Origin of the sequence: Clostridium sp. BL-8 (assembly GCF_002006495.1) — a bacterium.
Classification (GTDB): Bacteria; Bacillota; Clostridia; order Clostridiales; family Clostridiaceae; genus Clostridium.
This window is the reverse complement of record NZ_LZZL01000029.1, coordinates 1-13,206: the sequence shown is the minus strand read 5'-3', so window position 1 is coordinate 13,206 and position 13,206 is coordinate 1. Positions and strand designations below refer to the sequence as shown.

14 protein-coding genes are annotated in these 13,206 nt (G+C 31.8%); 13 read left to right on the top strand and 1 reads right to left on the bottom strand.

Features of this window, described 5'->3' with window-relative positions:
* Positions 1-54 precede the first annotated feature (54 nt).
* The 12 genes from CLOBL_RS11590 to CLOBL_RS11535 all read left to right on the top strand — a co-directional run bounded on the left by CLOBL_RS11590 (position 55) and on the right by CLOBL_RS11535 (position 11,259).
* Complete coding sequence (locus CLOBL_RS11590; protein ID WP_077859176.1) at positions 55-1,083, top strand: iron-siderophore ABC transporter substrate-binding protein; 1,029 nt, start codon at positions 55-57, stop codon at positions 1,081-1,083.
* The gene (locus CLOBL_RS11585; protein WP_077859175.1) at positions 1,080-2,078 is read left to right on the top strand and encodes an iron chelate uptake ABC transporter family permease subunit; all 999 of its coding nucleotides are present in this window, start codon (positions 1,080-1,082) and stop codon (positions 2,076-2,078) included. The genes CLOBL_RS11590 and CLOBL_RS11585 overlap by 4 nt, the downstream gene beginning before the upstream one ends.
* Positions 2,075-3,106 (top strand): iron chelate uptake ABC transporter family permease subunit, encoded by a 1,032-nt coding sequence (locus CLOBL_RS11580; protein WP_077859174.1) that lies wholly within the window; start codon positions 2,075-2,077, stop codon positions 3,104-3,106. Before CLOBL_RS11585 ends, CLOBL_RS11580 begins: the two co-directional genes overlap by 4 nt.
* Positions 3,106-3,906 carry an ABC transporter ATP-binding protein gene (locus tag CLOBL_RS11575; protein WP_077859173.1) on the top strand — a complete coding sequence of 267 codons (801 nt, stop codon included), beginning with the start codon at positions 3,106-3,108 and terminating at the stop codon, positions 3,904-3,906. The genes CLOBL_RS11580 and CLOBL_RS11575 overlap by 1 nt, the downstream gene beginning before the upstream one ends.
* A gap of 285 nt (positions 3,907-4,191) precedes the next feature.
* Positions 4,192-4,512 carry a multidrug efflux SMR transporter gene (locus tag CLOBL_RS11570; RefSeq protein ID WP_077859172.1) on the top strand — a complete coding sequence of 107 codons (321 nt, stop codon included), beginning with the start codon at positions 4,192-4,194 and terminating at the stop codon, positions 4,510-4,512.
* 156 nt (positions 4,513-4,668) lie between these two features.
* On the top strand, positions 4,669-5,733 hold the full coding sequence (locus CLOBL_RS11565; protein WP_077859171.1) for a substrate-binding domain-containing protein: 1,065 nt from the start codon (positions 4,669-4,671) through the stop codon (positions 5,731-5,733).
* 375 nt (positions 5,734-6,108) lie between these two features.
* A complete protein-coding gene (locus CLOBL_RS11560) occupies positions 6,109-6,771 on the top strand; it encodes an ABC transporter permease subunit (protein ID WP_077859170.1) in 663 nt (220 codons plus the stop codon).
* A complete protein-coding gene (locus tag CLOBL_RS11555; protein WP_009172299.1) occupies positions 6,752-7,432 on the top strand; it encodes an amino acid ABC transporter permease in 681 nt (226 codons plus the stop codon). The genes CLOBL_RS11560 and CLOBL_RS11555 overlap by 20 nt, the downstream gene beginning before the upstream one ends.
* 42 nt (positions 7,433-7,474) lie before the next feature.
* On the top strand, positions 7,475-8,212 hold the full coding sequence (locus CLOBL_RS11550; RefSeq protein ID WP_077859169.1) for an amino acid ABC transporter ATP-binding protein: 738 nt from the start codon (positions 7,475-7,477) through the stop codon (positions 8,210-8,212).
* 86 nt (positions 8,213-8,298) lie between these two features.
* Positions 8,299-9,162 (top strand): transporter substrate-binding domain-containing protein, encoded by an 864-nt coding sequence (locus CLOBL_RS11545; RefSeq protein WP_077859168.1) that lies wholly within the window; start codon positions 8,299-8,301, stop codon positions 9,160-9,162.
* Positions 9,163-9,528: 366 nt separating this feature from the next.
* The gene (locus CLOBL_RS11540; RefSeq protein ID WP_077859167.1) at positions 9,529-10,305 is read left to right on the top strand and encodes a class I SAM-dependent methyltransferase; all 777 of its coding nucleotides are present in this window, start codon (positions 9,529-9,531) and stop codon (positions 10,303-10,305) included.
* Between the two features lie 210 nt (positions 10,306-10,515).
* Positions 10,516-11,259, top strand: a complete 744-nt coding sequence (locus tag CLOBL_RS11535) for an SDR family oxidoreductase (RefSeq protein ID WP_077859166.1) — start codon at positions 10,516-10,518, stop codon at positions 11,257-11,259.
* A 153-nt stretch (positions 11,260-11,412) separates the two neighbouring features.
* Here the strand turns inward: CLOBL_RS11535 and CLOBL_RS11530 are convergent, their stop codons facing one another.
* Complete coding sequence (locus CLOBL_RS11530) at positions 11,413-11,826, bottom strand: MerR family transcriptional regulator (protein ID WP_077859165.1); 414 nt, start codon at positions 11,824-11,826, stop codon at positions 11,413-11,415.
* Positions 11,827-11,990: 164 nt separating this feature from the next.
* Here CLOBL_RS11530 and CLOBL_RS11525 point away from each other — a divergent pair, with 164 nt between their 5' ends.
* Entirely contained in the window at positions 11,991-13,088 is a 1,098-nt protein-coding gene (locus CLOBL_RS11525; protein ID WP_077859164.1) for an L-dopachrome tautomerase-related protein, read from the top strand.
* Positions 13,089-13,206: the final 118 nt, after the last annotated feature.

Below are 13,206 nucleotides of genomic sequence, written 5' to 3'. Positions count from 1 at the left end.
ATTCAAATATAAATTAAACTCAATACAATCAACATAACAATTAGGAGGGTGATCATGAAATTAAAAGGAATAACGACAATAATTCTTACTTGTACTTTATTAATAACAGGATGCTCAAGTCAGGCAGGACAAAATCAAGATAAATCTAATGTGAGCCAAAGTGCTTCTGTAACTTATCCATTAACAATTAAGCATGCTTTTGGAGAAACTGTAATTGAAAAGCGGCCAGAAAAGGTTGTTACAATTTCTTGGGGAAATCAAGATGTTCCTTTAGCATTAGGAGTTGTACCAGTTGGCGTATCTAAGGCTAACTATGGAAAAGCAGACGAAAATGGTTTATTACCATGGACAGCAGAAAAGTACAAGGAATTAGGTGTAGAAAAGCCTGTTACTTTTGATGATATAGACGGTTTGGATTATGAAGCTATTAGTAATGCTAACCCAGATGTTATATTAGCTGCATACTCAGGAATTACACAAGAGGAATACGATATGTTAAGTAAAATTGCTCCTGTTGTAGCATATCCTAAACTTCCATGGCAAACATATTGGCGTGATCAAATAACAACTAATGCAACTGCAATTGGCAAAAAGGATGAAGGAGATAAATTAGTTTCAAATTTAGAAGATCTAATAGCGGAAAAAACTAGTGAGTATCCTAATCTTAAAGGTAAAAAAGCTGCATTTTGTTACTTTAACCCTGCTGATTTAGGTAAGTTCTACATATACCTCCCAACAGATCCTCGTGCAGCATATCTAACAGATTTAGGATTAGAATTTCCTGATAGTGTTCAAAAATTAGTGCAGACTTCAGATAGCTTTGCTCTTGAAATTAGTTCAGAAAATATTGATAAGTTATCCGATATAGATGTTATAGTGACTTATGGAAATGATACATTATTAAAGCAATTACAATCAGATCCGTTACTTGGAACAGTTCCAGCAATAAAAAGAGGTTCGGTTGCACTTATAGAAGATGGATCAACACTCGCAGCATCTTGTACCCCTAGTGCATTATCTATTCCGAAAACAATTGATGAATATCTAAAGATAATTGGAGAGGCAGCAGATAAAGTACAATGAGAATTACAAAAACAATAGGAATATACTTAGTAAGTATTATTTTTCTAGGTATATGTATAATAGTATCACTAGCGTGGGGGTCAAAAAATATAGAGTTTGGTCAAGCAATTAATGCTTTATTAAATAGTGACGATATGTCTTTTGCTGCATTAGTAGTTCGTGAACGTATTCCAAGAACTATTTTTAGTATTATGGCAGGAGCTTCTCTCGGAATATCAGGAGCTCTTATGCAGTCAATTACTAGAAATCCAATAGCAGATCCAAGTATCTTAGGTGTTAATACAGGTGCATCTTTATTTGTTGTAATTGGGATAGCTTTTTTTAATATAAATTCAGCCAATCAGTATATTTGGACTGCACTGGCTGGGGCAGGGATAACCTCAATATTTGTTTACGGGATAGCATCTATGGGGAGTGGTGGCATGACGCCAATAAAGCTTGCTTTGGCAGGCTCAGCTACCAGTGCAGTTCTAACCTCTTTAGTAAGTGCAATTATACTTCCTAGAAGTGAAGTAATGGATAAGTTTAGATTTTGGCAGGTTGGAAGTGTGAGTGGTGCGACTTGGGAGAGCATTAATTTAATTCTGCCATTTTTAATAGTTGGATTAATAATAAGTATAGTAGCAACGCCAGCACTTGATGTTTTAGCTTTAGGTGATGAGGTTGCAACTGGCTTAGGTGTAAATATAGGGATTATTAGAATTACATGTGCAATTGCAGGAGTTATATTATGTGGCGCAATTACTGCAATTGCAGGACCCATTGGATTTGTAGGATTAATGATACCTCACAGCATACGTCTTATTTTTGGCTCAAATCTAAGGGGATTAGTTCCTATGTCAGCTATCGGAGGAGCAATGCTTTTAACAATTTCAGATGTTTTTGGAAGAGTAATTGGAAGTCCTGGTGAACTTCAGGTTGGAATTATTACTGCATTTTTAGGAGCACCAATTCTCATTATCATTGCAAGGAAAGCGAAGGTGAGAGCTATATGATACAAACTACTCATCCTATGATAAGAGAAGGGTATACTAAAAGGAAAAGACGCATGATCAGTGTTAATATAATTCTACTTGTTTTAACTGTAAGTCTTTGCTTAATTGCGCTTTTATACGGTAAAACTAATTACTCATTAAATACAGTTATGAGAGTGCTTGGAGGAGAACAAATACAAGGAGCAACCTTTAATATAGCAACCTTACGTTTGCCAAGAATGCTTTGTGGACTTTTAGCTGGTTTAGCTTTTGGAATAGCGGGAAATACCTTTCAAACTATGCTAAGGAATCCATTAGCTAGTCCTGATATTATCGGTATAAGTTCAGGCTCTAGTATTGCAGCAGTATTTTGTATATTAGTTCTTCATATGAGTGGAAGCGGTGTTTCTATAGCAGCAGTAATTTCTGGTGTCGTAGTATCAACACTTGTGTATGTGTTATCTAAAGGGGCAGGATTTTCAGGCAGTAGATTAATACTTATAGGAATTGGGATACAGGCAATGATAAATGCGCTTATATCATTTTTGTTAGTTAAAGCTTCGCAATATGATGTGTCAAATGCACTTAGGTGGTTAAACGGCAGTTTAAATGGAATGAGTATGGATGCTGTACCAATTTTATTTATAGTTGTAGTTATATTTGGAGTCATAATTTTATGCTTAACAAAGCAGCTTCAAATATTAGAATTAGGAGATGAGTTTGCTATTACACTTGGTGTTAAGATAAATTTAGTACGAATTATACTGATTTTAAGTTCAGTATGTTTAATTGCTTTTTCAACTGCTGTTACAGGACCTATAGCTTTCGTTGCATTTTTATCTGGTCCAATTTCAGCAAGACTTGTTGGGCTGGGAGCACCAAATGTTTTAGCATCAGGTTTAGTTGGTGTATTATTAGTACTTGGAGCAGACATGATTGGTCAATTCATATTTAGTACAAGATTTCCTGTAGGTGTAGTTACGGGAATTTTAGGGGCGCCATATATGCTATTGCTGCTAATATTTATAAATAGGAGGGGACAGGCATAATGAGTAAGAAACAACAACTATTTGAGGCAAAAAATATAGTAACTGGATATGACAAAAAGATTATAATTGATGGAATTGATATAGCTATTCCAAGCAATAAGATCAGTGTTATTATTGGAGCAAATGCATGTGGTAAATCAACTTTACTAAAAACACTTGCAAGGCTTATTAGGCCTGTTTCAGGAGAAGTTATAATTGATGGTAAAAAAATAACTTCAATGCCTTCTAAGGAATTAGCAAAGGTTTTAGGTCTGCTTCCTCAATCACCAATAGTTCCTGAGGGGATAACGGTTTGGGATTTAGTTTCAAGAGGCAGGTTTCCATATCAATCATTTTTAAGAAGTATGGATACAACTGATTTTGAAGCTATAGAGGAAGCTCTTGAAATAATGGGAATAACAGAGCTTGCTAATCGTAGTGTAGATGAGTTATCTGGAGGACAGCGTCAAAGAGTTTGGATTGCCATGGCACTTGCCCAGCAGACAGATATACTGCTTTTAGATGAGCCAACCACGTATCTTGATATTGCTTATCAAGTAGAGATTCTTGATTTATTAACAGATTTAAATCGCAAAAGAGGAACAACCATTGTAATGGTACTTCATGATATAAATTTATCTGCTAGATATGCAGATTATATATTTGTTCTTTGCAATGGAAAACTTATTAAGCAGGGTACGCCAAAAGATGTTATAACTCCAGAATTAATTGATACAGTTTTTGGATTAGATTGTGTAGTAATACAAGATCCAGTGTCGAATTCACCTTTTATAGTACCAAGAGGAAGACATCATGTTTAACAGATAATACGTATTTAAATTACATTTTAGCTAATTTATATATTAGCGTTTAGAAGATGAACTGTTAAGTGAGACACCGGCAAATTATTAGAAATACTTGATTAAGAAACTAGTGAGGATTGAACTTTGTATTGAATAAAGTTTAGTCCTTTTAGTTTGCGTTTAAATCTTCTTACCATATGATTATATATTGATCTTTGGTAAAATTTGATATAATTAAAATAATGATATATCCGTTATATTTTTTCTTAGATATTAATAAATAAATTAGAATGAGGTGATTAAATGCCATATATATTTTTAGCCTGTGCGATAATGTTTGAAATATGTGCAACAACTTTAATGAAACTTTCCAATGGATTAACTAATATAAGATATTCGATAATTATGTTAATTTGTTATGTTTTTAGTTTGGCATCATTATCGCTATCTCTTAAGAATATAGAAATAAGTGTTGCGTATGCAATTTGGTCAGGAATTGGAATAGCAGTAATATCAGTAATAGGAGTAATAATATTTAAAGAAGATATTTCTTTAATTAAAGTTATATCTATTTTATTAATTATATTAGGAACTATAGGACTTAATTTATCGACTACGCATTAAAAATCTACCAAAGTTATAATGAAAATTTATACAAAATTTGATTTGAATAGGTAATTACCGATGCAGTTATTGTTACAAATACATCGGTCGAATATATTATCCATTAATGCAAATAATAGATAATATTAAGGCTCTAAAAATTGTTAGGTGAGAAAAATGAAAGAACTTAAAAGATTACTAACGGTTATTATAAGGTTAATTTTTATAATTACTATGACATTAAATTTCAGTGTAAAAGCAGTAAGTAATATTACCGGGATTGAATCAAAGAGACCTGTAGAAGTAGGAGTATTAGTTTATAGTGATAATGTATTTAGTTTTCTTGTTGCAGAGAACTTAAAGGATATTGCAAATGAAAAAGGAGATAAGGTTAAATTTACTGTATTTGATGGAGAGGAAAATCCTGCTAGAGAAGGTGAACTTTTAAATAAGATGCTTAATGATAATTATGATCTTCTATTAGTAGACATAGCTGGACAGACGGTACCGGATTTGATAGATACTACAATTAAGAAAGCTAAAGGTATTCCAATAATTTTTTTTGATGTAACACCTGTAAAATTAGATGTAATTAGAAGTTATCCAAAAGCTCTTATAATAAATAATGATTCAAAACAGGCCGGAACCCTACAAGGAAAAATGATTGCAGATGAATGGAATGCCAATAAAGCTATAATGGATAAAAACAAGGATGACATACTACAGTATGTAATGATAAAAGGAAATGAAGAGAGCTTTGCAACCAAAGAAAGGACGATGTATGTTCTAAAAGCAATTAAAGAGGCGGGAATAAAAACACAAGAGCTCGCATCAGTAAATGCTAATTGGAATCAAGATTTATCAGAAGAAATTATAGGATCGTTGTTTATTAAATATGATGGTAAAATAGAAGCTATAGTCGTCAATAATCATTCTATGGCAGTAGGTGCTGTTAAAGCACTTCAAAAGTATGGGTATAATATGGGAGATGAGAAAAAAACTATTCCAATTTTCGCAATCAATATAAGTCCGGAAATTGAAGAAATGATAAAAAAAGGATCCATTGCTGGTACTGTACCTAGGAATCCTCGCACTTATGCAGAAGCTATTTATGCTATTGGAATGAATTTAGTTAATAGTAAAAGTCCCCTAGAAGGTACGAATTATAAATTTGATGAAACAGGAGTTGTAATTAAGTTACCATTTGAAGAATACAAAACTAAAACTACACAAGACAAATAGAACATACGAGGCTTTGGCCTCGTTTTTTTGATTCTTTAATCAAATAATTGAATTGAATTAATTTAGCATTAGGGTATATCTCACATGCGCTTAAGAAAGGCAGATGCGTAAAAAAATATCTAAGAAATTGGAATCATAGAGAATTAACATGTGTGATTTATATGAAATGTAATGCTTGAAGAATAAATTTATAATATAAAATGTGGTAGTTGAGCCTTAAAATACACTAAACCTATTGACATTGTATATAAAGTACTATATCATATTAAAAAGATAGGAAATATGTAAAATGTCTTAGAAAATCTACTGTTAGAGAATTAGATATATTTAGAACACCTAAAAGTATATAAACAAACATGTTGGTAAGGAGATTCTATGGAGATAAACAATACTTTTAATTTAGTTAGTATATTTGCAAAAGCTTCACTTGTGACAATAGAGGTGGCAGTTTTATCTATTATAATAGCTTTTATTATAGGGTTTATATGCAGTATAGCTATATATTATAAAATACCTGTATTAAAAACTATTATTTATATTTATGTGGAGTTTTTTAGAAATACTCCTTCATTAATACAGGCTTATTTCATTTTTTATGGATTACCTAAAGTATTTATGAAGATAGATAGTTTTACTTCATCTGTAATAGTGCTTTCTCTCTTAGGGGGTGCATACATGTGTGAAGCTATTTATTCTGGTACAAAAGCAATTTCAAAAAATCAAAAAGAGCTTGCAATGGCAATAGGGTTATCAAAATTTGATACGTTGAGATATCTTATTTTACCTCAATCAATTTCAATTTCTATTGCTGCATTAAACAACAATGCTATTTTTTTAACCAAAGAAGTATCTACAATGAAAATAATTTTACTTCCTGAAATAGTTTATCAAGCTTTTGCAATAATAAGTTTACGTGCAGATTTGACTGTTCCTATTATTATAATGATGATTATTTCTTATTTGGTTATTTTGATACCAATGTCTTATGGATTTTCAATGTTAGAAAGGAAGATGCGTTTTGCAGAATTTGGGAATTGATAATATAATACAAGCTTTTCCAAGGTTGTTAGATGGTTTTGTTGTTACTATAAAACTATCCGCTATTTCTTTGGTATTATCTATTATTTTAGGATTTATAGTTGGCGTACTTATGACTTCAAAAAATAAATTAGTTAACATTGTATTAAGAGTCTTATTAGAAGCATTTAGATTAATTCACCCTTTAATTTGGTTATTTGTGTTCTTTTTTGGTGTGTCTTATGTTTTTAATATACAAACAGATAATATGGTTGTATCAATTATTGTTTTCACATTGTGGGGAACTTTCGAAATTGGTGATTTAGTAAGGAGCTATATAGAAAGTCTACCAAAAAGTCAGTTTGAATCAAGTGCAGCCATAGGACTTACAAAAATTCAAATGTATAGATATGTAATTTTGCCACAAGTAGTAATAAGAAGCATACCAGCTATAGTTAATTTGGCAACGCGTCTTATAAAAACCACTAATATAGTATTTTTAATAGGTGTTTCAGAAGTGTTAAAGGTTTCGCAAAACATTATTCAGGTAGTATATTACAACAATCCTAATAGTTATATTTCGTTTACGATGTATTTCATCCTATTAATTGTTTACTTCATTATTTGTTATCCTTTATCATTGTTTTCAAAATATTTAGAGAAGAAAGTTTCGGTGATATAAGACACAATCAAAAACGAATTTTGCATACAAGAGGTGAAACACATGTTACTAAGTGTAAAAAATATTAAAAAATCCTATAAAGAAAATACCGTACTTAATGATATTAGTTTTGATGTGGAAAAAGGTGAGGTAATTTCTATATTGGGCCGTTCTGGCTGCGGAAAATCAACGCTTTTAAGATGTATTAACGGATTAGAAGAAATTCAAGGCGGAGAAATATATTTAAATAAAGAGTTGATTACAAAACCTGGGGCTAAATATAAACATTGGTGTGAGATAAGAAAAAAGATAAGTATGGTATTTCAAAGTTATGACTTATTTCCGCACATGAATGTTTTAAATAATATTATTTTAGGACCTATGAAGGTAGAAAAGAAAAGTAAAGATGAGGCTGTAAAAGAAGCTTTAAAGCACTTGGAAAGAGTAGGGTTAGCAGAAAAGAAATTAGCTTATCCAAGAGAATTATCTGGTGGACAAAAACAAAGGGTAGCTATCTGCAGGGCTCTTTCGATGAATCCAGAAATAATATTATTTGATGAGGTTACTGCTGCATTAGATCCAGAAATGGTAAGAGAAGTTTTGGATGTAATTAAAGGGTTAAAAGATCAAGGACTTACTATGCTTGTTGTTACACATGAAATGGCATTTGCAGAAAAAGTATCTGACAAGATTATATTTATGGAAGGCGGAAAAATTGCAGAAGTGAATACACCAGATAAATTTTTCAGATCTCCGGATACAGTTGAAGCAAAAAGATTTTTAAATTTATCAGAGAATTAGTTGTCTAATAATTAGGTATCGAAATAAGATATTTAATGTTTTATATAAAATTTATATTTATTATTTATGGTTTAGGAGTGAATAAAATGAAGAAAACGAAAAAGATTTTAACAATTTTAGCTGGTCTTGCATTAGTAGTAGGAATGGTAGGCTGTGGAAATACAAGTCAATCGGGAACAAATGCACAACCTGGTTCAATAGCTGCAATTAAAAAAGCAGATACAATAAAAATAGGTATTTTTTCAGATGATGCACCATTTTGCTATCAAGATGCTGATGGAAGTTATAAAGGTTATGATGTAGAATTTGGTAAAAGAGTTGCTAAGGAATTACTTGGTGATGAAAATAAAATCACTTGGGTAGTTGTAAATCCAGCAGACAGAGTTGCTTATGTACAAACAGGAAAAGTAGACTTAATGCTTGCAGATTTCACAGTTACAGATGATAGAGCTAAAAGTGTAGATTTCACATTACCTTATGAAAAAGTTTCTATAGGTGTGGTTTCTAGCGAAAAGAATCCTATAACATCTGCAGATCAGTTAAAAGGTAAAACATTAGCTGTTAATACAGGTACTACACAAGATTCGTATTTCTCAACTAATGTTCCAGATGCAAACATAGTAAAAGTAGATGCCGTTTCAGATGGTTTCCAAGCCTTGACTTCAGGTAGAGCAGATGCTTTTTCACAAGATAATACAACAGTACTTGTATGGGCGAAAAAGAATCCTGGTTATGTAGTTGGTATTAAAGAATTAGGTAATAAAGATTATATAGCTGGTGCTGTTAAGCAAGGAAATAACGAATTATTGGATTATGTAAATGGCTTAATTAAAGGTAAATTAAAAGATGAACAATTCTTCCATAAAGATTATGAGGACACATTAAAGGCAAGTTTCCCAGACGATATTACTGCTGATCAAATTGTAGTTGAAGGTGGAGAAAAAGAATAAAAAATAGAGAATAAGTAGTAGGGTTTGCTTAGCAAACCCTATTTTTTATGAGAAAATTTATCAAGTTCATGATACTAGGAACACTATGTTTTTTGGGTTCCTATTGCCTTATCTAATTTCAGTATTTGCAAAGAAAGTTTATATTTTAACGCAATATATAGTATAATATTTGTTAGAATATATAGATATATAAAATAAGAACTAGACTTATAACTTAGAACTCATGTTTTTTATAGATTAAGGCAACAATCAAGGCAGTGACAAGTTACAAATGATAAGTTCAAGTTTAAAGTTGGATATCTATAAAGGTAGTGTAATGGGAATTTAATAATTTCTAATATAATAATAGATGAGGAATATAAAGATATGACAAGTGAACTAGAGAAATACTACAATAAATTTTGCGAGGACAAAAGATTAACAAGAAAATATGGGCAAGTTGAATATATTACTTCAATGAAGTATATTCATGATTATCTAGAGGATAATAAAAATGCAAAAATCTTAGATGTTGGTGCTGGCACGGGGAGATACTCTGTACAACTAGCAAATGAAGGCTATGATGTTACTGCAGTTGAACTTGTAAAGCATAATCTAGGTGTATTAAAGTCAAAAGGAAGTACAGTAAAAGCATATCAGGGAACAGCATTGGATTTATCAAGATTTTCAGATGATGCTTTTGATATGACATTGGTGTTTGGGCCAATGTATCATTTATATACCTTTGAAGATAAAGTGAAAGCACTGCACGAAGCAAAAAGAGTAACTAAACCTGGCGGTGTTATATTAGTAGCTTATTGTATGAATGAATATAGCGTAATAACATATGGTTTTAAGGAAAATAATATTCGTTCATCTATTGATAATGGGAAACTTACAGAGGATTTTCATGTTGTATCAAAACCAGAAGATTTATATGATTATGTAAGAATTGAAGATATTAATAAATTAAACGAGGAAGTAAAACTTCAAAGAATAAAATTAATTGCAGCAGATGGACCAGCTAATTATATGAGAACTGTTATAAGTGCTATGAATGAAGATACCTTTAAGCTTTTTATGGATTATCATTTTTCTACATGTGAAAGACCAGATTTACTTGGAGCAAGCGGACATACTTTAGATATTTTAAGAAAAGAATAGTCAATTTTAATATGTATTTCATATTAATCATAAGCCTATGAAAGTCTAGAAATTAGATTTTTGTGGGCTTTTTTTAAAGAAATCTTATAACTAAGCCTATTAATTTTTAAAAATGCTTGACTTCGTGTTACTCGAAAGGAGTATTTTGAAAATATCATATGATATTACTCATGTGATAAGGAAAAAAACATTAGTAAAGGAGAATCGTACATGAATACAAAAGTAGCTATTATAACAGGTGCAAGCAGCGGAATGGGAGCGGCTACAGCTAGGGTCCTTGCCAATAACGGAATTAAAGTTATGATGGCCGCTCGACGTGAAGAGCGGTTGCAGGAGTTATGTAAAGAAATCAACAACGGAGGGGGAGAAGCCAGCTACAAAGTTACGGATGTTACTTCATATGCAGACATGGAAGCTTTGGCAAACGAAACGATTAAAACCTACGGACAAATCGACATTATGATTAACAATGCGGGAGTTATGCCACTTTCATTTTTCCGAAACCTAAAAGTCAACGAGTGGGAACAAATGATTGATGTAAATATAAAGGGTGTTCTTTATGGGATGGCAGTTGTATATAAGCACATGGAGGAACGCAATGAGGGACATATCATTAATTTTGGCTCAATTGCATCACATGTAATTTTCCCTTCTAGTTCCGTTTATAGCGCCACTAAATCTGCGGTAAAAGTATTGACAGAAGGAATGAGAGCAGAAATTACACCAAATCAAAAGATCAGGACTACCCTTATCTGTCCTGGATCTGTAGCAACCGAATTGAGCAATACCATTACTGATACCTCAATTTTTCCTGAATTAGAGAAATTGGGCAATAAAGAATGGACTCCTCTGGAAGCTAATGATATAGCCAATACGATATTATTTGCCATTCAGCAGCCACCAAATGTGGATATCAATGAAATGATAGTTCGTCCAACAGCTCAAAGTCTGTAAAAAAGATTTTATAGGAATTGAAAAAATTTCTAAATAAACGAATCTAATTTGTTATAAAATTACTTCCAACAACGGAAGCACTAAATGCAAATCAGATAGCCTTTAAGCAATAAAAATTGCAGAGACTATCTGATTTTTTTACGCTAATGAAGATTAATATTTACATCGGTTTTTATTCCAGTTTTCTGGATTTGTATCATCAGGAATTCCATGCTTTATAATATCTGAATAGTGCTTTAACTTTCTTTCCATATATTGAGCTCGTTGCTTTGCTTCCTCTAATTGAGCATAAGCATGTTTACTCTGTTCTAAGATAATTTCGTGGCGAGTAGGAATTGTTGAATCACCTTCTTGACAAAGGTCAATATAGTTTTTAATGCTGTCTATTGACATTCCGCATTCTTTTAAGCACTTGACACATATCAGCCAATTGACAGATTCCTCATCAAAAAGACGAATGTTATTTTTGTCACGTTGTATGGTTGGAACCAATCCTTTGTCTGTGTAAAAACGGATGGTATGTTCAGTGAGATTTAATTTCTCAGCTACTTCCTTTACTGTATACATTTTTCGCCTCCAGATAATAAAAAATTAACTTCGAATTACTTGCAGAAGTTGAAATAATTATATCATAAAATTAAATCTGCTAGAAGTTCTATGAATGGAGGCACTTTAATCTTGTTATAACAGATCTCTAAAGGTCATATTATAAGAATAAAAAGGAGAAATACATGAGACATAAAAAGTTCCCTACAGAAACATTTTTTGGTGATTTGAAACAAGTTTTCACTTTTTATGGAGCAATGCCTACTGGAGTTACTATTTCAGAAAATGGACGTATATTTGTAAACTTTCCTAAATGGGGAGATGATGTCAAGTTCACTGTAGCAGAAATAATTAAAAATAAGTTAGTTCCATATCCTGATTTAAGTACAAATGAGGTAGATTATGATAATTTAGATAAATGTTTTATAAGCGTGCAAAGTGTTGTTGCAGATGGTAGAGGAGCCCTTTGGGTATTGGATACAGCAGCACCAAAATTTTCGAGACCTATAAAAGGTGGAGCAAAACTTGTTTGTGTAGATTTAGCTACTAATAAGCTTAAAAGAAGCTATATTTTTTCTGATGATGTAGTTTTACCTACTACTTATTTAAACGATATGCGTATAGATTATCGTGTTGGAGATGAAGGATATGCATACATTACAGATTCAGCAGATAGGGGACCAGGTGGAATTATTGTAGTTGATTTATGCAGTGGAAAAGCATTTAGACGCTTAAATGGAGATAAATCAACTTCCTATGACAAAAATTTTCTTCCTAAAGTTGAAGGTAAGGTATTACTTAATAGAAGCAATAGTGGAGCAACCTCTAGAATTACAACGTCATCAGATGGAATTGCAATATCTCCTGATGGGGAAGTGCTCTATTACTGCGCGTTAGCAAGTCGAGACTTATATTCTATAGAAACGGAGCTTTTAAGAAACAGAAAGATTACAGACTCAGAATTATCTTCTTGCGTTAAATACTTAGGAGAAAAAGGTGCATCTGATGGTATGATTACTGATTCAAAGGGGAAAATATATGCTGGAGATTATGAAAATAACAGCATTAGAATAATTTGGACAGACGGAACCATGAGAACTATTGCTCATGATCCACGAATACTATGGCCAGACACACTCTCAATAGGCACAGATAAATATTTGTATTTTACGGCAAATCAATTGCATAGACAAGCAAAATATCACTATGGAAAAGATTTAAGAGAAAAACCTTATGTGTTATTTAAAATGAAAATTAACGAATTACCTGCTCCTACAAAATAGTATTTTTTTATTCTTTAGGAATTCATAATAAAGTTAAAGCTGTGGATAACTTATTAAAAAGGTCAATTAAGTAGGTTTTGTGTGTCAAAAAGAATAAAAAATAAATCTTATTCGCCTG